Raw genomic sequence first — 19,347 nt, 5'->3', positions numbered from 1 at the left:
CCATTCTTCCGCATTGAGACGCCACTGATGTTCTTCCCGACCAAGGCAGGGGCCTGGGTGCCCCTGCCGTTGTGCCTGATGTGCGTGATTCCGCTGGCCGCTGCACAGGAGCAAGCGCCTCCCACCGCGCCACCCGCCGCACGCGTCAACATCAACGAGTACCTTGTGCGCGGCAACAGCGTGCTGGATGCGCGCGAGATCGAACGTGCCGTCACCCCGTACCTGGGTCCGGACCGCACATTGCAGGATGTCGAAGCGGCGCGGCTGGCGCTGCAGACCGCCTACCAGGGCAAGGGCTACCAGTCCGTGTATGTCGAGCTGCCCGAACAGCAGGTCAGCGGCGGCGTGGTGATCCTGCAGGTCAGCGAGACCCGCATCGGCGAGGTCAAGGTTGTCGGTGCGCAGCACAATGATCCGCAGCGGCTGCGCGCTCGCGTGCCTGCCCTGCAGGCCGGCGTGGTGCCGGACTTCGCCCAGGCACAGGCACAGCTGACCGAACTCAACCGCGGCGGCAAGCGCCAGGTCATCCCGCTGGTCAAGCCCGGTGCGGACGGCCGCATGGATGTCGAACTGAAGGTGGATGATGCGTCGCCGTGGCGTTACAGCGCCAGCGTCAACAACGACCACAGCGTCGATACCGAGCCGCTGCGCAGCACCCTCAGCATCGGCAACGACAACCTGTGGCAGCGCGACCACACCGCCTCGCTCACCTTCTTTGCCGCCCCGCAGGACCTGGACCAGGCCAATGTGCTGTCGGCGTCCTACGGCCTGCCGCTGGCCGGGCCGGACTGGATGCTGGAGTTTTCCGGCTACCGTTCCGACAGCAACGTGGTCTCCAGCGGCCAGACCAACGTGACCGGCAAGGGCCATGCGCTGGGCCTGAAACTCAACCACACCCTGCCGATGACGGGCGCGTGGTGGCACCAGCTGTCCGCCGGCATCGACTTCAAGGACCTGGACGAATCGGTGGCCATGGTCGGCCAGGCCTCCGATTTCGCACCGCTGAAGTACGCGCCGATCACCTTCGCCTACAGCGGCTTCCGCCAGGGCGAAAAGCACCAGCTCAGTGTCAGCCTGCAGGCGGTGTTCGGCACCCGCACGCTGCTGGGCTATGGCAGTTCCGGTGATGAGTTCGATTGGAAGCGCGCTTACGCCGATCCGAGCTTCTTCGCGGTCAAGCTGGATATCAGCGATACCTACACCCTCGACAGCGGCGCGCAGTGGTTCGCCCGCGTGTCGGCACAGATGACCGACCAGCCACTGGTCTCGGGCGAGCAGTTCGCCGCCGGTGGCATGTACACCACGCGCGGCTACCGCTCGGCCGAAGGCATCGGTGACTACGGCGCGTTGGCCACGCTGGAGTGGCGCACCCGTCCCTTCAGCCTGTGGGGTCTGCAGGACTGGCGCTTCTACACGTTCCTTGATGGTGCGTGGCTGGGTCTGCGTCGGCCGTTGCCCGAGCAGACCGACAGCAACTGGATGTCGGCCATCGGCGTCGGCAGCAGCCTGCGCATCAGCGACCACTTCAACCTGCGCCTGGACTACGGCCGCACGCTCAGCGACGGGCCGACCACCACCAAGGGCGCCAACCGCCTGCACCTGAGCCTCGGCGCCAGCTACTGAGCCCGGCCTTTCCGAATTCCCTGGAGATCTTCCCATGCAACGCCTTCTTGCCTTGTTGTTGTTCTGCCTGAGCCTGTCCGCGCTCGGCACCGCCCGCGCCGATACACCGTGGTGGCAGGCCGAGTGGAAGTACCGCAAATCGATCACCCTGGATGCGGGCCCCGGCGGTGCTGCGCTTGGTGGCAATCTCGGCCGCACCCCTGTGCTGGTGCGCCTGCACACCGGCAACTTCGCCTTCGATGGCGTGGCGGAAGGCGGCAAGGACATCCGCTTTGTCGGCGCCGATGGCCACACGGTGCTGAACCACCAGATCGAGCAGTACGACGCCGGCCTGGGCATGGCGCTGATCTGGGTGGATGTGCCCAGCCTCGGTGGCACCGCGCCGCAGACCGTGTGGATGTACTACGGCAACGCCAATGCGCCGGCCACCAGTAATGGCCAGCGCGTGTTCGATCCGGATTACAGCGCGGTGCTGCACTTCGCCGACAGTGGCAATGAAGCGCGCGACACCACCGCTTACGCCAACCCGGCCAGCGGCGCGTTCACTGCCGCCGACGGCGCCATCATCGGCCGCGGCGCGCGTCTTTCCGGCACGCCGCTGCAGTTGCCCGGCTCGCCATCACTGGCGATCGCCGCCGGTGGTGCGATGACCTTCTCGGCATGGATCAAGCCCGCCCAGCTCGGCCCGGATCAGGCCCTCTACGCGCGCCGCGAAGGCGGCAACGTGATGATCGTCGGTCTCGACAACGGCGTGCCCTACGTGCGCGTCAACGATCAGCGCAGTCAGGCGGTGCCGGCACTGGTGGCAGGGCAGTGGACGCATGTGGCGGTAACGGCCGGCGAAGGCAAGGTCGTCCTGTGGGTGGGCGGTCATGAAGCGAGCCGGATCGACGCGGTGCTGCCGGCGTTCGCAGGTGAGGCCCTGATCGGTGCCGAGAGCGCACCTGCCGCTGGCGACGCCACTGTGATCGCCATGGCGCAGCCGTTCCTGGGTGACATCGACGAAGTGCGCGTGTCCAAGGTCGCACGTCCGGCCGCGCTGCTGCTGGCAGACGCAACCGCGCAGGGCGCCGAATCGCGCCTGCTGACCTTCGGTGAAGATGAGCAGTCGGCCGGTGTCAGCCACTTCGGGTTCATCCTCAAGGCGATGCCGGTGGATGCGTGGGTGGTAGTGGTGGTGCTGGGCCTGATGATGCTGATGTCGTGGGCGATCATGATCGCCAAGAGCCGCTACTTTGGCACCGTGGCCCGCGCCAACCTGGCGTTCTCCGAACAGTACCGCAAGGTCGCCGGCGCACCGGTGGCGGCCCTGCAGCAGGTGGAGCGCAGCGGTGTACTGGCACCGCAGGTGCGCGACAACTCCACCCTGTGGAAGCTGTACCGCATCGCGATGGAGGAAATGGATGGGCGCGGATCGCACCATCATGGCCTGACCGCCGCAGCGATCACCTCGATCCGTGCATCGATGGATGCCGAAGTGACCCGCGAAAGCGAGCGCATGTCCAAGCGCATGAACTGGCTGTCCACCACCATCGAAGGCGCGCCGTACGTGGGCCTGTTCGGCACCGTGATCGGCATCATGCTGGTGTTCGTGGTGGCCGCGATGGCGGGCGCAGTGGACATCAACTCGGTGGCACCGGGCATGGCCGCCGCACTGCTGTGTACCGCCGCGGGCCTTGGCGTCGCCATCCCGGCGCTGTTCGGCTACAACTGGCTGGCGTCGCGCGCCGAAGCAATCGCCGCCGACATGTCGGTGTTCGTCGATGAATTCACCGCGCGCCTGGCCGAAGAGTTCGACCGCAGCGAACCGGCCGCCGTCGCGCGTCCGGCCCTGGCCTGAGGGGCATCGCCATGGCCAGGGCAAAGCGGTTCGGCATCAAGAAGCGCGAGAAAGGCATCAACGTCACGCCTTTCGTGGACGTGCTGCTGGTGGTGCTGGTGATCTTCATCCTCACCAGCAACGCCTCCATTCCCGGTATCCAGGTGAACCTGCCCAAGGCCAGTTCCAGCATGGCCCTGGAGAAACCCAAGACCAAGGCCATCACCGTGGACAACAACGGGCAGGTCTTCCTGGACGCCTATCCGGTGAGCCTGGCCGAACTGGAAGACCGCCTGCGCACCGAGAAGGCGCTGACCCCGGATTTCCCGGTGATCGTGCGTGGCGACGCGCAGGTGCAGTACGCCCGCGTGGTCGAAGTGCTGGATCTTCTGCGCCGGATCGACCTGAATCAGGTGGGCCTGGTCACCGGAAAAGTGCAGGGGTGAACACGTGACCCCACTCCACTCCCACGCTAACCACGCGATTCCTGCATGGCGGCGCTGGTGGCCCTTGCTGGTGGTGCCCGCCGTTGTCGCGCTGTTGGCGCTGCTGGTGTGGCTGCTGCTGTTCAAGAACACCGCCAGCACGCGGCGGCCGGTGGCCGATGTGCCGATGGTGATGCTGCCACCCCCGCCGCCACCGCCGCCACCGGAACCTGAGCCCGAGCCGGAAGCCAAGCCGGAAGAGGTGATGCCCGAGCCGGAACCGCTGGACGAAGTGCCCAAGCCGACTGAAGAAGCGCCCACCCCGGACACCGCCGACCCGGTGACCATGGACGCCGACGCGCAGGCCGGTGGCGACAGCTTCGGCATCCAGTCCGGCAGCGGCGGTGGCCGCAGTGGCACCGGCAGCGGTGGCGCCGGCAATGCCAGCTATGGCCGCTACCTGGGCTATGTGCTGCAGCAGGCCGTGGCGCGCGACGAGCAGGTGCGCCGGTTGGCGTTCCAGCTGACGGTCAACATCTGGCTGGATGCCGACGGCGCGGTCAGCCGTGTCGAGCTGCTGCGTGGCAGCGGCAATGCCGACGCCGACGACCGCGTACTGCAGGCGATCCGCGCGGTCGGCCGCATCGACGAACGCCCACCGGCATCGCTGGATTTCCCTGCGCGCGTGCTGGTGCAGGGCCGTCGCCCCGGCGGGTGAACGCTGCCATGACGCTCTTTCCAACGAATTTCCCTCTTCTGCGAGCAAGCCGATGACCCGTTCCAACTCCTATTCCGTGCTGCGGCACCTGCGTCGCTCTGCGGTGGCCACCGGCATCGTGCTGGTGCTGGCCAGCGGCGGCGCCCACGCCCAGCAGGGCGGTGGCGAAAGCACCATGATCAAGCTGATCCGCGGCCTGATGGACAGCGGCGCACTCACCCCGGAAGCCGGCCAGGCGTTGCTGTTGGAAGCGCAGCGCGATGCGGTCGCATCTCCCGCGGCCAGTACAGCGGCCAGTACCGCGCAGGCAGGCGACGTGCGCGTACCGTACATCCCGCAGACCGTGCGCGATGAGATCCGTGATGAGCTCAAGGCCAGCGTGATGGCCGAAGCCAAGGCCAATGGCTGGGCTGCGCCTGACCAGGTGCCGGACTGGACCCAGCGCCTGCGCGTGCAGGGCGACGTGCGTGTGCGCAACGAGAGCCGCCTGTATTCCGAACGCAACAGCGATATCGAAGTGGACTGGGCGCGCATCAACGCCGGCAACGGCTACGACGTCAATGGCAATACCCATCTGGGCCTGCCGCCGCTGCGCAACAACCGCCAGGACCGCACCAATTCCTGGCGTATCCGCGCACGGCTGGGTGTGGTGGCCGACCTGGGCGAACATACCCGCGCAGGCGTTCGCTTGGCCACCGGCAACGACAATGGGCCGGTGTCCTCCACTCAGACACTGGGCGGTGGCCTGGCCAAGAAGGATGTCTGGCTTGACCAGGCCTGGTTGTCGTGGGCGCCGGTGCAGGGGCTGGACGTGATCGGTGGCCGCTTCAGCAATCCGTACTGGTCCACCGACACCCTGTTCTCCAACGACCTCAATTTCGACGGCGTGGCATTCAAATACCGCCATGCGCTGGGGGATGATGGTTTCTCGCTGTTCGCGACGCTGGGCCTGACCCCGCTGGAGTATTCCTCCGACGGTTTCCCCAGCACCAGCCAGAGCAAGATGAAGAGCGAAAACAAGTGGCTCAATGGTCTGCAGGTGGGCGCGGACTGGCAGTTCGGCAATGAGCAGAAACTGCGTGCAGCCGTGGGCTACTTCGATTTCCGCAACATCGCCGGCGAGTACTCGCAGCCGTGCGCGCTGTATGCCGGTGCCGATTTCTGCAGCAGCGACTGGTCACGCCCTGCCTTCATGCAGAAGGGCAACACGCTGATGCTGCTGCGGAACATCGCGTTGAATCCGCTGGACCCGGCCAATACGCCGATGCCGCAGTACGTGGGCCTGGCCTCCGAGTTCGAGCTGCTCGACCTCAACCTGGCCTGGGAAACGCCGCTGTTCGCCGGATACGCGTTGCGCCTGGAAGGCCACGGCATCAAGAACCTGGCCTTTGATCGCAACGCCATGTGGCGTCGTGCGCAGGGCGGCATCGTCACCAACCTGGCTACCGCCGCGAATGGTGTAGCCGGGCCGCAGGACATCGACAGCGGCGACATGGCCTACATGGCGCAGGCCACGTTCGGCCACCTCGCGCTGAAGCAGGCCGGCGACTGGAACCTGTGGCTGGGCTACAAGCGGCTGGAGGCCGATGCACTTCCCGACGCGTACAACGATTCCAACTTCCACCTGGGCGGCACCAATGCCAAGGGCTACTACCTGGGCAGTTCGTACATGTTCGACAAGAACGTGTCGCTGACCGGACGCTGGATGGCGGCCAAGGAAATCACCGGTGCGCCGCAGTCCATCGATGTGTTCCAGCTGGAAGTGAACGCCGGCTTCTGACGTGACGGCCGGCGTTCGCGCCGGTCTTTTCCCTGCACTCTGGATGCAAACCGAAATGATTGAAGACTCACAACTCTCAGTAGCCGAGGGTGATGGTGTGGATACGTTGCCCGCGCAGGAAGACGTTGGCCCGATGTACCCGCCGCTGTACCGTGCGCCGGTGTTGCTGTCCTCGCGCGACCATGCGCACTGGCGACTGCTGCCGGGCGATGCCGCGTTCGCTGCGGGCAGCCATGCCGTGCCCCTGGTGTTGGGCGAATTTGCCGCTGCATCCCGTTGCTACCCGCTGGTGTTTGTCGGCGAAGACGCCGCGCCGATGGCAGTGCTGGGGCTGGAAGCGGAGCACAATCGTTTCGTAGTGGCCGACCAATGGCAGAGTGGGGCCTATGTGCCGGCCTACGTGCGGCGCTACCCCTTCGTGTTCGCACGGACCACCCAGCCCGATGGTCATGCGTTGGCCATCGATGCCGATGCAGCGATGCTGCGCACCGAGGGGGATGAAGGTCAGCCGTTGTTCGAGGCCGATGGCCAGCCCAGCGAATTGACCCGTCAGGCACTGCAGTTCTGCGAAGCCTTTACCAGCGAAGCCGCCGCCACCGCCGCCTTCAGCGCGCAGCTGTTGGCCTCGGGTGTGCTGGTGGATCGTCAGGCCGATGTGGTGCGTGCCGACGGTCGAACCTCCAGCCTGCTCGGCTTCCAGGTCGTCGACCCCGATCGTTTCGCTGCGCTGCCCGAGGCGACCGTCATCGCCTGGCATCACCAGGGGTGGTTGGCACCGGTGCACTTCCACCTGGCCTCGCTGGCGCGCTTCAACGACCTGCTCAGCGGCTGACATCTTTACCGGGATACTGGACAGGCGCACGACATGGATGTCGAAGGCCGCGCGCAACGCTCGGCCTGTCGCCCCCCAGGCAGGTGGGAAGACCTCGCCCTGGTACGGCGGCCTCCTGTCCGGTTCCCGACCTTCTGTTGGCTGGCGTCGAGCTGTGCTCGAATGCCTTCAACACGAATGCACGATCAAGCGTCTCCGGCCAGACAACGGACAGGTCGAAATCGTCACAGGGAATCACAGGGAAGATGGCGCGCCCGGAGGGATTCGAACCCCCGACCAATGGCTTCGGAAGCCACTACTCTATCCGGCTGAGCTACGAGCGCGTGGTGGAACCGCCGCGCCGTCGACCAGGGCCGGGGCGGGCATCGCAACGCAATGAGGCGGTGCGGGATGGGCATTCTATCCAGTTTCGCCGCACAAATCTCCCCCCGCCGGCAAAGTCGCTCCAGAGGCACAGGAGTATCCTAGTGCCATGGCTGATACCCCCCTTTCCGCGCCGCATCCGGCGCCGACGCCGCGCTGGCGGCATTACTGGAGTCTGATGCGCGCCGATCGCCCGATCGGCACGCTGCTGCTGCTGTGGCCCACCTGGTGGGCGTTGTGGCTTGCCGCCGGTGGACTGCCGCCGCTGTGGACCCTGTTCGTATTCACCGCCGGCGTGTGGCTGACCCGCTCGGCCGGCTGCGTCATCAACGACTATGCCGACCGCTGGCTCGACCCGCATGTGGAGCGCACCAAGGCACGGCCGTTGGCGACCGGTGCGATCAGCGGCCGCGCGGCGCTGGCGTTGTTCGCGGTGCTGATGCTGGTGGCCTTCGGCCTGGTGCTGACCCTGAACGGCCTGACCATCGCCCTGAGCTTCATCGGCGTGTTCCTGGCCGCCAGCTATCCCTACCTGAAGCGCTACACCCACTTGCCGCAGGTCTATCTGGGCATGTCGTTCGGCTGGGGCATCCCGATGGCCTTCGCCGCCGTGCAGGGCGAGGTGCCGATGCTGGGCTGGCTGCTGTATGCCGGCAACATCCTGTGGTCCACCGCCTACGACACCTGGTACGCCATGGTCGATCGCGAGGACGACCTGAAGATGGGTTCGCACTCCACCGCGATCCTGTTCGGCGATCTGGACCTGGTCATCCAGGGCGTGCTGTACGCACTGTTCCTGGCCACGATGGCGCTGGTCGGCGTGCGCGGCGGGCTGGGCGGGTACTACCTGGCCGGCGTAGCGGTGGCGACGCTGCTGGTGGTGTACGAATTCTGGATCTGCCGCAACCGCGAGCGTGGGCCGTGCTTCAAGGCCTTCCTGCACAACAACTGGGTGGGTGCCGCGCTGTTTGCCGGCATCGCCGTGGATCTGGCGTTGCGTTGAGAAGCGCAGCCGAGCGTGGGCTCGGCTCTACACGGATTATGCGTAGCGCCGGGCGTCCCGCCACCTACGACCAATAGGTGGCTGACAGCCCGCACCCTACCGCCCAGAATCAAGCCATCGAACCTGGGAGGGTAGGTGATGGCTTCGACGGCAGCAGTACAGGACGGCTGGATGGCGCGCGCAGCCTTGCGCTCGGCCGCCTGGGCGGAAAAGTGGTTCCCCGATGCGTATGTGTTCGCGGTGCTCGGCGTGGTCATCGTCGCCGTTGCGGCAATGGGCTTCGGTGCCACTCCGCAGGCCACCGCCAGCGCCTTCGGCGACGGCTTCTGGAGCCTGATTCCCTTCACCATGCAGATGGCCTTCGTGGTCATCGGTGGCTATGCCCTGGCCACCGCACCTGTGGTCGCGCGCTTCATCGACTTCCTGGCACGGGTGCCGCGTACCGGTCGTGGCGCGGTGGTCTACGTCGGCCTGATCAGCATGCTGGCCTCGCTGCTCAGCTGGGGCTTCTCGCTGGTGTTCGGCGGCCTGCTGGTGCGCGCGCTGGCCCGCCGCAGCGAACTGCGCATGGATTACCGCGCTGCCGGTGCCTCGGCCTATCTGGGCCTGGGCGCGGTGTGGGCGATGGGCCTGAGTTCGTCGGCCGCACAGCTGCAGGCCAATCCGGCCAGCATGCCGCCAGGGCTGGTGGAGATCACCGGCGTACTGCCGTTCACCGAAACCATCTTCCTGTGGCAGTCGATTGTGCTGACCGCCGTATTGATCCTGGTCTCGCTGCTGATTGCCTGGCTCACCGCGCCGGCTGCCGGCAGTGCGCGTACCGCCGAAGATTTCCCCGGCGCCGCGCAGGCCGAGCCGGAGCCGCTGCAGCGTCGCACCCGCCCAGGCGAGTGGCTGGAATACAGCCCCCTGTTGACCGTACTGCTCTCGCTGCTGGCCTTCGGCTGGTTGTTCAACGAGTTCGCCAACAAACCGTTGGTCACCGCGATCGCCAACCTCAACACCTACAACTTCCTGTTCATTTCGCTGGGTCTGCTGCTGCACTGGCGCCCGCGCAGCTTCCTCAACGCGGTAGCCAAGGCGGTGCCCAGCACCACCGGCGTGCTGATCCAGTTCCCGCTGTACGGCGGCATCGCGATGATCCTCACCCACGCCGCCGGCGGCGATGGCGAGACCTTGGCGCATCGCCTGTCGAGCCTGTTCGTGCACGTGGCCAGCACCGATACGTTCGCGCTGGTGATGGGCGTGTACTCGGCAGTGCTGGGTTTCTTCGTGCCGTCCGGTGGCGGCAAGTGGATCATCGAAGCGCCCTACGTGATGCAGGCCGCGAATGAACTGAAGGCGCACCTGGGCTGGGCGGTGCAGGTCTACAACGCGGCCGAAGCGCTGCCGAACCTGATCAATCCATTCTGGATGCTGCCGCTGCTGGGCGTGCTTGGCCTGAAGGCCCGCGACATCGTCGGCTTCACCTTCATCCAGCTGCTGGTGCATATCCCGCTGGTGCTGGGGTTGCTGTGGCTGCTGGGCATGACCCTGGCCTATGTGCCGCCGGTGATGCCGTAACGGGTGCAGCGCCGGGCCAGCGCTGGATTCGGGAACCTGCCTGCGTACTGCACGTGGGAGCAAAGGCGCAGGCCCTCTGCGCGCGCCACGCCGTCGCAGCCCGCTGAATGCGTTGGATTCCTGCTGCAGCATGACTACATGCCAAACCCGCATGAATCCTTCAGTGGCTTGTGCCGCAAGGGCTGGCGCGGGTTCATTCACGGGCGTACACATGGGTGTAGCCCGCCCACAACGCATGGTTAACCAATCGCTGCCGACGATGGCCCCGTCCACCGCATTCCGCGCGTGGCATTTGGAGATCGGACATGGCACAGCAGAACCAGAACCCGAACCAGAAGCAGCAGGGCCAGCAGAACCAGCAGGACCAGCAGCAGGGGCGCGGCCGCGACCAGCAGCAGCAACAGCAGCAGGAACAGCAGAAGCGCAACCAGAACCAGCAGCAGGGCGGGCAGGACGAGGAAGAGTGATCCTGGCAGCCGCCATCCATCACCGACGAAGCCCCGCCCCGTGCGGGGCTTCGCTTATTCGAGCACGCCGATCCGCTGCAGCACCGCCGCTGCGGCCATGTCGTTGGGATTGGTGCCGGGCAGGTCCTGCGGAACCTCCATGCCCATGCCCCGGTACAGATCAACCCAATGCCGGGAGATTTCACCGGTCTGCGGGTTGCGGAAGTTCATCGGCTGCAGCGCGAACACATGGTGTGCACGGAACGCGCGTTCGATGAAGTCCGAGCAGTAGTAACTTTCGTCGTTCAACACGTAGGCGGCGTTGTACGGCTTGCCCAGCATCGTGCGTGCGGTGGCCACCGCATCGGTGATGGCATTGGCCGGCGGCGCGCGCAGCCGATAGACCACGATCTGCCGCTGCTTGCCCCGGGCGTCCTCGCGGAACTGATCCAGCGTCTGCCGGCGCGAGCCTTTCTCATCGGCGTGCAGCACCTCCCAGCCCTGCGGCGCCGAAGCCACCAGTGCGACATGGTCGAAGCTGGGCGCCCCCTGTTTCCCGGTTGCATCGTCGATGGCCGCGCTCAGGCCACTTTGGCCGGCGGTGACGAACAGCAGGTCGCCTTCCTGGACCTCCAGCGCGGCCACAACACCAGGCCACAGCGTTGGCACCAGCAGGGAGATGACAAGCAGGAATGCGCGCATGGGGCCAGGGTCGAAGAGGGTGCGGCATAGTCTAACGGCTGCTGCAATGACGTTGATTTCAGTAATAGTGTGATATGAGTCTCAATTCGGCATGTCGGGATATTCCTGACAGCGGATGTTGAAACTGAATTGACAGAGGCATGGCTATCCTTGCCTCCCTACCGCGCCGGAACCGCGCGCGACCGCCCGGAATCAGGAGGATCCCGTGAACCAGCTCCGCCCCGTCGCCCTGCTTGCGCTTGCCCTGGGGCTTGCGTTGTCGGGCTGCAAGCCTGCGCCCCAGGCTGCCCCCGCTGACGCCGCCGCACCGGCTCCGGCCAGCACGGCCGCCGCCACGACGCCGGCCACGCCGGTTGCCGCGGCCCCGGCAGACGCCTCTGCCAGCTGCCCCCATCCGGTCTTCGATGACTTCCTCAAGCATTTCGGCAACGAGATCGCGCTGCAGGAAGCGTCCACTGCCGATCCGCTGCTGGACAGCCACATCGACGGCGAAGCCGAGCCGGAGCCACGCAAGGTGGAGGAGAAGGTACCGCTCGCCAAGGTCGAATGGCCGGTGATGCCGGACCCGGCCACGCTGCAGCGCCAAGGCCGCGAGATGCAGGTCACCCGCCTGCCCGACGGCCAGGTACAGGTGCAGATGCGCACCCCCGATACCAGCGACCAGCAGACCTACACCTTTGCCCAGAAGCCGTGCTGGCAACTGGTCAAGCGTGAGGACGAATCGATCTGACCCCGAGCGATCGCCTGCGGGCGGTCGTGTGGTTCACCCAAGGAGCACCGCATGCGTCTGTCTCCCGTTGCCCCCGTGCTGGCCCTGATGCTTGCTGCCTGCAGCGGCCCCGAGGCGGCTGCACCGGCGGCGGCCCCCGCTTCTACTGACCCGGCAGCGACGCCGGCCGCACCCGCGGCCGCCGCTGCGGACCTTCCCACCTCTCTTACGCGCGACGAGACCGGCATGCATATCGATTGCCAAGGCACCCGCCTGCACCTGGCGGCCCAGCCCACCCAAGACACGGACGCTTCCCGGCTGACCACGCTGGAAATCGAAAAGGACGGCACACGCCAGGCCATTGCTGTGCCCAAGGAGATGGACGGCTATACCGCCGTTGGCCTGGCCTGCGTGCAGGACCGCAGCGGCACGCCGTATTTCGTCGTGCAGTACGGTGAACTGCCGTTCGGCTGCAGCTTCTGCGAGTGGTACTACCTGTACGACGCCAGTGGCCGCCAGCTGACCCACAGCACACCGCCGCTGCGCGGCGCGGAAGGCGAGGAGCAGGAGCCCAACAACGACGAGTACGAGAAGTTGATCGACACGCTCGGCATCAAGCACCCGGAGGTGAACTACATCGAAGACTGAGCGCAGCGGCAGGACGTCGCACGCGCGCTGTGAACGCAGCACTGCAGTACCGCAGTACCGGAAGTACCAGGAGCAGTACCCCTTAAGGAAATCCCCTTTTTCATAGAATGGATAGCACAGACATGGCAGACATCTACCAGGACATGGTCCAGCCCCGCGGGGCGGCCTACAGCAGTGACCGCATCAAATCGTGGAGCCACTACCGCGAGCCGATCGACCAGAGTGACGGCCGCCTGCATGGCAATTCCCGCCGGTGGGGCGATGCGACCCCGGAAGTACAGTCACGGGTGATCGACACGATCATCGAGTCGGCGCGCGAGAAGGGCCTCACCCCGCGCGAAACCGCGCACGTACTGGCCATCGCCCGCGTTGAATCGGGCTTCAACCCCGATGCCGCCGCTGGCACCACCTCGGCCTCGGGCCTGGGCCAGTTCATCGACAAGACCGGCAACCACTACCACCTCAACAACCGCAACCGCTTCGACGTCGGCGCACAGTCCGATGCACTGGTTGATCACTACATCGACAACCGCACGCTGGCGCACAAGCGCGGCCAGGGTGAGGAATACATCTACAAGTACCACCACGACGGCCCGACCCGCGACTACGGTGGTCTCAACCTGTCTGAAAAGAAGGTGATGCCGTACGTGGACAAGTACGAGCAGTTCGTGGAGCAGCGCCTGGGACAGACCCACGGCCAGTCCCATGGCAGCCACGCGGCACCCGCCGTAGCTGCGGCCACGCACGCGCAGGCCAAGCCGGCAGCGGCGCATGCCGAAGGCCAGACCCGCAACTTCGAGCAGACCATGCAGGTGATGCTGCCCCCGCAGAACGGGGTCAAGCCGCACGTTACCGGTGAGTTCGGCGAACACCGCGCGCACAAACCGCACGGCGGCACCGACTTCAACTATGTCGGTGGCCAGCACGGCCGCAATCTGCAGCACCCCACCGTCAACGCACCGATCTCCGGTACGGTGACCTTCGTCGGTGGCGACTACGGCACGGTGAAGATCAGGGATGCGCAGGGCAACTCGCACGAGATCCTGCACATGCAGTCGACCCAGGTGAAAGAAGGCCAGCCGATCAAGGCGGGCGAGCCGATCGGCACCATGGGCGGGCGTGGGCCGGGCGGTGCGGGGCAGTACGCCCAGCACGTGCATTACCAGTTGAAGGATCCGCACGGCAAGCTGCTCAGCCCGCAGGACTTCTGGGACCACGGCAAGCTGAAGGAAACCGGCCAGAGGGGCCATGCGCATGATGGCGACCACAACGGCGTGCTGCGCCAGGGTGCCAAGGGCGAGGACGTGACTGCGCTGCAGAAGGAACTCAACCGCTTGGGCGTGCGCGATGGCCACGGCAACCGGCTGAGCGAGGATGGCAAATTCGGTGCCAATACCAAGGACGCACTGACCGCCTACCAGAAGCAGCACGGGCTTTCCGCCGATGGCGTGGCCGGTCCGGCGACGCTGGGCAAGCTGGCCGAAGGCCGCAGCCATGCCGAGGCGGCGCCGAAGGGGCCACAACTGGGTGACAAGGCGCATCCGGATACGCCGCTGCACAACGCGATCCGTGGCCACATGCCGGGCATGATCTGCAACGAAATGAGTGCGCATGTGACCGCCCAGGCCAAGGCCGCCGGCATCGATTCGCCGGAAAAGCTGCAGGGCGTGACCGTGCAGGATGGCAAGGCCTTCGTGATGGGTACCGTCCCCGGTTTCCGTACTGCAGTGGACATGACCCAGACGGCACCGAGCCTGCAGGAGACCAGCGCAGCCATGCTGGCCAAGCATGAGCCTTCGCAGCAGCACGTGCAGGACGAGCAGCAGCGAGTGGCCATGGGCCGTTGACCGCTGCGTGTTAAGAGGTGTGTGGTAAAGGAGGCCGGCCGGGGCGACCCGGCCGGCTTTTCCGTTCATGGGGCGAGAAAAAACATGGATGCCGTTTCGCATGATGCACAGCACGCCACCAGTGCGGAGCAAGGCGTCTACATGAGCCGGGTGCTGCAGTGGCGCAACGCATGGCAGTGGGTATGGCTGGCACTGCTGCTCTGCCTGTTGCCGCTGCCAGTGCTGGCGGCGGCCCCGGTTCCGGCACTGGATGACCCGGTGGTGGACACCGCCAACGCGCTGTCCGTCAGTACCCGCGCCACGCTGCGCGAGCAGGCATTGCAGCTGCAGGCACGCAAGGGCGCGCAACTGCAGGTGCTGGTGGTGCCGAGCGTTGGCGAGGACGGCATAGAAGCCTATGCACAGCGTGTCTTCGACCAGTGGCAGCTGGGCCGCGCCGGTGTCGATGATGGGGTGCTGCTGCTGGTGGCAGTGCAGGACAGGCGCGTACGTATCCAGACCGGCTATGGCCTGGAAGGCACCATTCCCGATGCCTATGCCGCACGCATCATCGACAAGGCGATCGTGCCGCGCCTGCGCGAAGGAAACCTGGACCAGGGGATGCTGGACGGCAGCAGGGTGCTGGTGGCGCTGATCGATGGTGAGCAACTGCCGCCCTGGGAAGATGCATCGGCACGCAACGTGCTGCCCGCGGATTGGCGCACAGGGGATTCGGTCGTTGCGCTGACGTTGCTGGCGGGGTTCCTGGCCGGTCTGTGGCGATCACCGCCGCGCCTGCTGGCGACCAGGACCGAGGCCGATTTCACCGGCAACCGCCGCGAGCGGCGGCGCAAGGCACTGGCAGCCAATGCGGCAATGCCCAGACCGACGTGGCCGACATTGCCTGCCTGGGGCAGACCGCTGCTGGTGACGGCAGTGATGACCGCTGGGTTGCTTTCGGCGACGCTGCTGCTGCCGCGGCATGTGCTGCCTGCGCTGTTCTTCGTGCTCTTACCCGCTGTACCAGTGGCGACCCTGCTGGGTTGGTGCTGGCGTCGCAGCCGTGGTGTGCGCATCCTGCTGTGCGGCATGTTGGTCGTCAGCATCGGTTTCTTTGTGGTGATGCTGGTCCGTGGCCAGTTGCCGCCCAGCCTTGCCCTGCACACGCTGCTGAACCTGGCGGCAGGCATCGCCGCCATGCTGGTGTTTTTCCTGGTGCAGGCCGGCCGCGCGCGCTGGCGGAAGAACCGCAACAGCTTCGCCGTGCGCCTGGTGGTGCTGGTGCTGCTGACCGGCGCCTATGTGCTGGGTGCACTGCTGGCCATCGACCGGGCCGACGACGAGAACGCACGCGTGCTGGCGACGATCGTGTCCAGCGTGGGCACCCTGTTCCTGTACTTCATCTGGGTGTTCACCCTGCTGCCCGGCGAAAAAGCCCGCGGCGGCCGCGGTTCGTCCCGGGGCTACCGTTCCTCGTCCAGCACCTCGTCGTCGAGCTCGTCCTCAAGCAGTTCCAGCGGCTGGTCCGGTGGCGGTGGCCGCAGCGGCGGCGGTGGCGCATCGGGTAGCTGGTAGCTCAGGCTGCCGACACCCGCCAGCCCAGCGCGGCATCGTGCAGTTCGCCGCTACCGCGCACATCACCCACCTGCAGCTGCACGCCCTGCGCATTGGGCAGGTCTTTCTGCTCGGGGAACCAACGGCGATCGGCGGCAACCACGATCAACAGGCCCTCGTCGTCACCCATCGGTGCGAACTGCGGCGATGGCGGGCTGATCGGCTGCAGGCCGAAGCGTTGGCTGGAATGCTCGCGCACCGCATCGACATCGTTGCTGGGCAGGCCCACCTCGCTCAGGCAGGTCAGTTCGCTGCCATGGAAGACGCCTTTGCGGTCACTGGACGGCAAGCGCCTGCGACCGATCAGTTCCAGGATCAGGCCATCGGGTCCGGTGAAGTACACCGACTGTGACTGCCAACTGCTTTCCAGTGCGAAGTAATCGAGGCCTTCCGGATTGCGTTGCAACGGCGTACGTGCGCGCAGCCAGGCCATGGCTTCGTCGAAGCGGTTGTCCGGCACATTGAAGGCCAGATGCACGCCGCCGACCGCATGACCGCCAGCAGGTTGCAGCTGGATCGTGCTCCAGCCGATATGGACCTGGTCGCCGTCCACCTCCAGTTGCAGCACGTCGCGGAAGTACGCAGCAACGCGGGCGACATCGGATACCGGCAGTGTGAGGTGCAGCAGGCGCATGGTCGATCCTCGGTGGAGCGCTATGGACAGTGTAGTCCTGCGCACCTTCGCGTCGCGTCATCGCCTGTGCAACGAACCGTTACCGCAACGCCTCGCCGAAGAAGCGCACCGCGTCTTCCACCACCACGCCATGCGTCTGTTCCTTCGGCACCGCAGTCACGCACAGCGCCGGCAGCCGCTCCTTCGCCAGCGGCGTGCACGTGGACAGGAAATCGTAGTGACCAACATCCGGAAGTGCGTGCAGCGTTGCTTTCGGAATCAGCTCCGCCGCCACATCACCGTTGGTCGCGGGTGGCGCAACGTCATCCACAGCGCCCAGCACGATTGCCACGGGCTGCTGCAACGCCTTCAGCTGCTCCGGTGCGAATGCCTGCACGATGGCAGGCGCCAGCACGAACACCGCGCGAACACCGGGAATCGAACGATCATCCTGCGCGTGACGCACATACGGCTGCAGTTGCGGCGATGCCGCGGCAGCAAGGCGCGCTTCCATCGTATGCGTGGCTGCTTCCTGCTGCGGTCTGCATACGCCGTCGTCCGGGTGCGCGTGACAGAACGCCAGCAGCCGCGCCATGTCCGGCCGTGCGCCAGCGCTCAGCAGCGCGGTGAAGCCGCCGGCGGAGTAGCCGATCACACCCAGCCGTGATGCATCGACATGCGGCCCCAGCAGCGTGTCGGCCTGTACTGCGGCCAATGCGGCTTTCAGGTCATCGGCGCGCAGCCAGGTCAGCACGCTGCCGGCCAGTGTCATCTCGTCGGCGCCGTTGTTGCCGGGGTGGTCCACGGCGATCACCAGGTAGCCGGCACGCGCCAGCGCGGTGCCCAGCCACCCCATCATGCGCGCGGTGCCGCCATTGCCATGCGACAGCAACAAGGTCGGCAGGCGCCCTTCGGCAATGGGCGCATCCTTCGCCGCGCGACCTACCTCGAACAGCAGCGCATCCGCTGGCCCGATGCTCAGCGGCGTTTCTTCGCTGCCAGGCGCTGCCGGGTACCACACGGTGAAGCGCAGCACATCGCGGTGTTCGCCATCGCGTATCGCCGCGCTTTCCAGTGTCGTCTCGCCGTGGCGTTCACCGGCGACGATGGGAGTCGCCGCTATCGCCATCGGTGCCAGCGAAGCCAACAGCAGGGTCAGTATCCATCGGGTCGAACGCATCATCAGTCTCTCCGGGTCAGGCAGGGCGTTGATCGACCGGCAGCCAGATTTCCACGCCGCCGTGGCCGCTGTGCTCGTCGAAGCGGGTGTCGTAGCGCTCCAGGTCCGGCGCGTTGGCCAGGCTGAGGTTGTTTGCAGGCAGGTACTGGTCCAGTAGCCAGAACCAGGTCGAGCGGATGGTGGAGATATGGCTGCCATGCCAGGCCACCAGGTAACGGCGCGCAGGGACATCCACCCGCTGCCAGTGCGCCGGCACCGATGGCAGCGCGTTTACCGGCAGCGCTGCGATGTAGTCGAAGCCGCCCTCGTCGTCGCTGTTGCAGCACACACCGAAACTGACCGCAGCCGGCGTTGGCCATTCGCGGTTGAGCTGCGCCCACTGCCCGGGAATCGCACCGCCGCTGTCGCGGGTGTGGCGCATGCCGATGCCGGCTACCTGGAAGGGCGTGCAGTCGATCAGCCTGGGCGCCTCGCTGCAAGGCTGTGGCGCGTCGTCGAGGCGGATCGCGTGCACCAGCGCCAGCTCCGCCAGACCGCGCTCGCGCACACGCTCCGGGGTCTGCCCGAACTGCTCGCAGAAGGCACGGGTGAACGCAGCATGCGTGCTGTAACCCGCTGCCAGCGCCACCTGCAGGATGTCACCTGCGCCGTTGGCCAGCTGCTGCGCCGCGGCGGTCAGGCGGCGTCCGCGCAGGTAGCGCACTACCGAGGTGCCGGTGCGGGCCTGGAACAGGCGCGACAGGTGGAAGGCAGACAGTCCCGCGGCGGCTGCGATGTCGGCCAGCGCCAGCGGCTTGTCTGCATGGCTTTCGATGTACCACAACGCTTTGCCTGCCGCGCTCATCGCGCTGTCCCTGGTTTGAATGCCCGGCAGCGTAACGGATGGACGGGTGGGGCGCTTAGCAGTTCTTGCGGTGGCGGGGCTTTGCGTTTGCCGTTGCACCGGCAACAATGCGGCCTTCATTGACACGATCGAGGCCAGGGACATGCCAGAGAACACGCGCCGTATCACAGCAGTGGAGTCGGTCGGATGATCGGACTGGTGATCGCGGTTCTCGTCGTACCGGCGTTGCTGACCTTGGCGTTGCTGGTGCTGATGTGGCGCTGGGCGCCGCGCTGGCGCGGTAATCCATGGCTGTACCGTGTCGGCTTCGCGTTCCTGGCCGGTTTGCTGTCACCGACGCTGCTGATGGCCGGCCACGGTGGCTTGCCGGGCCCCACCATCGGAGGCCTGGTACTGGTGCTGATGCGGCTGGAGTGGATCGGCGATCTGCATGCCAACTTCATCGCCTTTGGCAGCAACGACGCGGCGTTCCTCTCTGCCCCCTTCCTGGTCGTCTTCGCGCTCGCGCTGTTCATCCCGTTGCGCACGGCGCGGCCAGCCACCTTCGGCTTCGACGACGACGCTGCCGGGTAACGCACGCCCGGTACGGGCCGCACCCGCACCGTAACCGCTGCAACTGTCGTCTCCACGTCATCGCTG

At 66.3% G+C, this 19,347-nt stretch carries 18 protein-coding genes and 1 tRNA gene; 14 read left to right on the top strand and 5 right to left on the bottom strand.

Translation table 11 applies throughout. From position 1 onward, the window contains the following. Positions 1 to 27: 27 nt before the first annotated feature. The 6 genes from HUT07_RS19120 (at position 28) to HUT07_RS19095 (ending at position 7,197) form a co-directional block, all read left to right on the top strand. Positions 28 to 1,623, top strand: a complete 1,596-nt coding sequence (locus HUT07_RS19120) for a ShlB/FhaC/HecB family hemolysin secretion/activation protein (RefSeq protein ID WP_176022233.1) — start codon at positions 28 to 30, stop codon at positions 1,621 to 1,623. A gap of 34 nt (positions 1,624 to 1,657) precedes the next feature. Then, the gene (locus tag HUT07_RS19115) at positions 1,658 to 3,463 is read left to right on the top strand and encodes a MotA/TolQ/ExbB proton channel family protein (RefSeq protein ID WP_176022232.1); all 1,806 of its coding nucleotides are present in this window, start codon (positions 1,658 to 1,660) and stop codon (positions 3,461 to 3,463) included. Positions 3,464 to 3,474: 11 nt separating this feature from the next. Next, complete coding sequence (locus HUT07_RS19110; RefSeq protein WP_099819783.1) at positions 3,475 to 3,888, top strand: biopolymer transporter ExbD; 414 nt, start codon at positions 3,475 to 3,477, stop codon at positions 3,886 to 3,888. A gap of 70 nt (positions 3,889 to 3,958) precedes the next feature. Further along, positions 3,959 to 4,585, top strand: coding sequence for a TonB family protein (locus tag HUT07_RS19105; RefSeq protein WP_254898903.1), 627 nt, complete (start codon positions 3,959 to 3,961; stop codon positions 4,583 to 4,585). Between the two features lie 52 nt (positions 4,586 to 4,637). Next, positions 4,638 to 6,365 (top strand): putative porin, encoded by a 1,728-nt coding sequence (locus HUT07_RS19100; protein WP_176022231.1) that lies wholly within the window; start codon positions 4,638 to 4,640, stop codon positions 6,363 to 6,365. Between the two features lie 55 nt (positions 6,366 to 6,420). Further along, positions 6,421 to 7,197 carry a SapC family protein gene (locus HUT07_RS19095; RefSeq protein ID WP_254898902.1) on the top strand — a complete coding sequence of 259 codons (777 nt, stop codon included), beginning with the start codon at positions 6,421 to 6,423 and terminating at the stop codon, positions 7,195 to 7,197. 246 nt (positions 7,198 to 7,443) lie between these two features. On the opposite strand, the gene HUT07_RS19090 is transcribed toward HUT07_RS19095, so the two are convergent. Further along, positions 7,444 to 7,520 (bottom strand) — tRNA-Arg (locus HUT07_RS19090). A 149-nt stretch (positions 7,521 to 7,669) separates the two neighbouring features. Here HUT07_RS19090 and ubiA point away from each other — a divergent pair. From ubiA to HUT07_RS19075, 3 genes are all read left to right on the top strand, one after another. Then, positions 7,670 to 8,563: a 4-hydroxybenzoate octaprenyltransferase gene (gene ubiA, locus HUT07_RS19085; RefSeq protein WP_080149621.1), complete on the top strand. Its 894-nt coding sequence runs from the start codon at positions 7,670 to 7,672 to the stop codon at positions 8,561 to 8,563. A gap of 138 nt (positions 8,564 to 8,701) precedes the next feature. Next, a complete protein-coding gene (locus HUT07_RS19080; RefSeq protein WP_176022230.1) occupies positions 8,702 to 10,126 on the top strand; it encodes a TIGR00366 family protein in 1,425 nt (474 codons plus the stop codon). A 305-nt stretch (positions 10,127 to 10,431) separates the two neighbouring features. Beyond that, complete coding sequence (locus HUT07_RS19075) at positions 10,432 to 10,593, top strand: hypothetical protein (protein ID WP_164745118.1); 162 nt, start codon at positions 10,432 to 10,434, stop codon at positions 10,591 to 10,593. Positions 10,594 to 10,647: 54 nt separating this feature from the next. On the opposite strand, the gene HUT07_RS19070 is transcribed toward HUT07_RS19075, so the two are convergent. Next, positions 10,648 to 11,274, bottom strand: a complete 627-nt coding sequence (locus tag HUT07_RS19070) for a YiiX/YebB-like N1pC/P60 family cysteine hydrolase (RefSeq protein ID WP_176022229.1) — start codon at positions 11,272 to 11,274, stop codon at positions 10,648 to 10,650. Positions 11,275 to 11,479: 205 nt separating this feature from the next. On the opposite strand from HUT07_RS19070, the gene HUT07_RS19065 reads away from it, so the two are divergent. The 4 genes from HUT07_RS19065 (at position 11,480) to HUT07_RS19050 (ending at position 16,032) form a co-directional block, all read left to right on the top strand. After that, positions 11,480 to 12,004 (top strand): hypothetical protein, encoded by a 525-nt coding sequence (locus tag HUT07_RS19065; protein ID WP_176022228.1) that lies wholly within the window; start codon positions 11,480 to 11,482, stop codon positions 12,002 to 12,004. A gap of 51 nt (positions 12,005 to 12,055) precedes the next feature. Next, positions 12,056 to 12,631: a hypothetical protein gene (locus HUT07_RS19060; protein WP_254898901.1), complete on the top strand. Its 576-nt coding sequence runs from the start codon at positions 12,056 to 12,058 to the stop codon at positions 12,629 to 12,631. Positions 12,632 to 12,753: 122 nt separating this feature from the next. Next, positions 12,754 to 14,478, top strand: coding sequence for a peptidoglycan-binding protein (locus HUT07_RS19055; RefSeq protein WP_176022227.1), 1,725 nt, complete (start codon positions 12,754 to 12,756; stop codon positions 14,476 to 14,478). A gap of 141 nt (positions 14,479 to 14,619) precedes the next feature. Continuing rightward, entirely contained in the window at positions 14,620 to 16,032 is a 1,413-nt protein-coding gene (locus tag HUT07_RS19050; RefSeq protein ID WP_176022584.1) for a TPM domain-containing protein, read from the top strand. 1 nt (position 16,033) lies between these two features. Here the strand turns inward: HUT07_RS19050 and HUT07_RS19045 are convergent, their stop codons facing one another. The 3 genes from HUT07_RS19045 to HUT07_RS19035 all read right to left on the bottom strand — a co-directional run bounded on the left by HUT07_RS19045 (position 16,034) and on the right by HUT07_RS19035 (position 18,708). Continuing rightward, positions 16,034 to 16,705, bottom strand: a complete 672-nt coding sequence (locus tag HUT07_RS19045; protein WP_176022226.1) for a VOC family protein — start codon at positions 16,703 to 16,705, stop codon at positions 16,034 to 16,036. A gap of 79 nt (positions 16,706 to 16,784) precedes the next feature. Then, positions 16,785 to 17,864, bottom strand: a complete 1,080-nt coding sequence (locus HUT07_RS19040) for an alpha/beta fold hydrolase (RefSeq protein WP_176022583.1) — start codon at positions 17,862 to 17,864, stop codon at positions 16,785 to 16,787. A gap of 16 nt (positions 17,865 to 17,880) precedes the next feature. Beyond that, on the bottom strand, positions 17,881 to 18,708 hold the full coding sequence (locus tag HUT07_RS19035) for an AraC family transcriptional regulator (protein ID WP_176022225.1): 828 nt from the start codon (positions 18,706 to 18,708) through the stop codon (positions 17,881 to 17,883). 186 nt (positions 18,709 to 18,894) lie between these two features. Between HUT07_RS19035 and HUT07_RS19030 the strand changes: the two genes are divergently transcribed. After that, the gene (locus HUT07_RS19030; protein ID WP_176022224.1) at positions 18,895 to 19,281 is read left to right on the top strand and encodes a hypothetical protein; all 387 of its coding nucleotides are present in this window, start codon (positions 18,895 to 18,897) and stop codon (positions 19,279 to 19,281) included. Positions 19,282 to 19,347 lie beyond the last annotated feature (66 nt).

It is taken from the genome of Stenotrophomonas sp. NA06056 (assembly GCF_013364355.1).
In the GTDB taxonomy this organism is placed as follows: Bacteria; Pseudomonadota; Gammaproteobacteria; order Xanthomonadales; family Xanthomonadaceae; genus Stenotrophomonas.
This window is presented reverse-complemented; position numbering and strand designations above follow the sequence as displayed.

Coding starts and splice junctions, on each gene's coding strand:
- HUT07_RS19050 (WP_176022584.1), top strand. CDS start 14,620: ATGAGCCGGGTGCTGCAGTGGCGCAACGCATGGCAGTGGGTATGGCTG.
- HUT07_RS19040 (WP_176022583.1), bottom strand. CDS start 17,864: ATGCGTTCGACCCGATGGATACTGACCCTGCTGTTGGCTTCGCTGGCA.
- HUT07_RS19045 (WP_176022226.1), bottom strand. CDS start 16,705: ATGCGCCTGCTGCACCTCACACTGCCGGTATCCGATGTCGCCCGCGTT.
- HUT07_RS19120 (WP_176022233.1), top strand. CDS start 28: ATGTTCTTCCCGACCAAGGCAGGGGCCTGGGTGCCCCTGCCGTTGTGC.
- HUT07_RS19075 (WP_164745118.1), top strand. CDS start 10,432: ATGGCACAGCAGAACCAGAACCCGAACCAGAAGCAGCAGGGCCAGCAG.
- HUT07_RS19055 (WP_176022227.1), top strand. CDS start 12,754: ATGGCAGACATCTACCAGGACATGGTCCAGCCCCGCGGGGCGGCCTAC.
- HUT07_RS19115 (WP_176022232.1), top strand. CDS start 1,658: ATGCAACGCCTTCTTGCCTTGTTGTTGTTCTGCCTGAGCCTGTCCGCG.
- HUT07_RS19070 (WP_176022229.1), bottom strand. CDS start 11,274: ATGCGCGCATTCCTGCTTGTCATCTCCCTGCTGGTGCCAACGCTGTGG.
- HUT07_RS19100 (WP_176022231.1), top strand. CDS start 4,638: ATGACCCGTTCCAACTCCTATTCCGTGCTGCGGCACCTGCGTCGCTCT.
- ubiA (WP_080149621.1), top strand. CDS start 7,670: ATGGCTGATACCCCCCTTTCCGCGCCGCATCCGGCGCCGACGCCGCGC.
- HUT07_RS19035 (WP_176022225.1), bottom strand. CDS start 18,708: ATGAGCGCGGCAGGCAAAGCGTTGTGGTACATCGAAAGCCATGCAGAC.
- HUT07_RS19080 (WP_176022230.1), top strand. CDS start 8,702: ATGGCTTCGACGGCAGCAGTACAGGACGGCTGGATGGCGCGCGCAGCC.
- HUT07_RS19095 (WP_254898902.1), top strand. CDS start 6,421: ATGATTGAAGACTCACAACTCTCAGTAGCCGAGGGTGATGGTGTGGAT.
- HUT07_RS19030 (WP_176022224.1), top strand. CDS start 18,895: ATGATCGGACTGGTGATCGCGGTTCTCGTCGTACCGGCGTTGCTGACC.
- HUT07_RS19060 (WP_254898901.1), top strand. CDS start 12,056: ATGCGTCTGTCTCCCGTTGCCCCCGTGCTGGCCCTGATGCTTGCTGCC.
- HUT07_RS19110 (WP_099819783.1), top strand. CDS start 3,475: ATGGCCAGGGCAAAGCGGTTCGGCATCAAGAAGCGCGAGAAAGGCATC.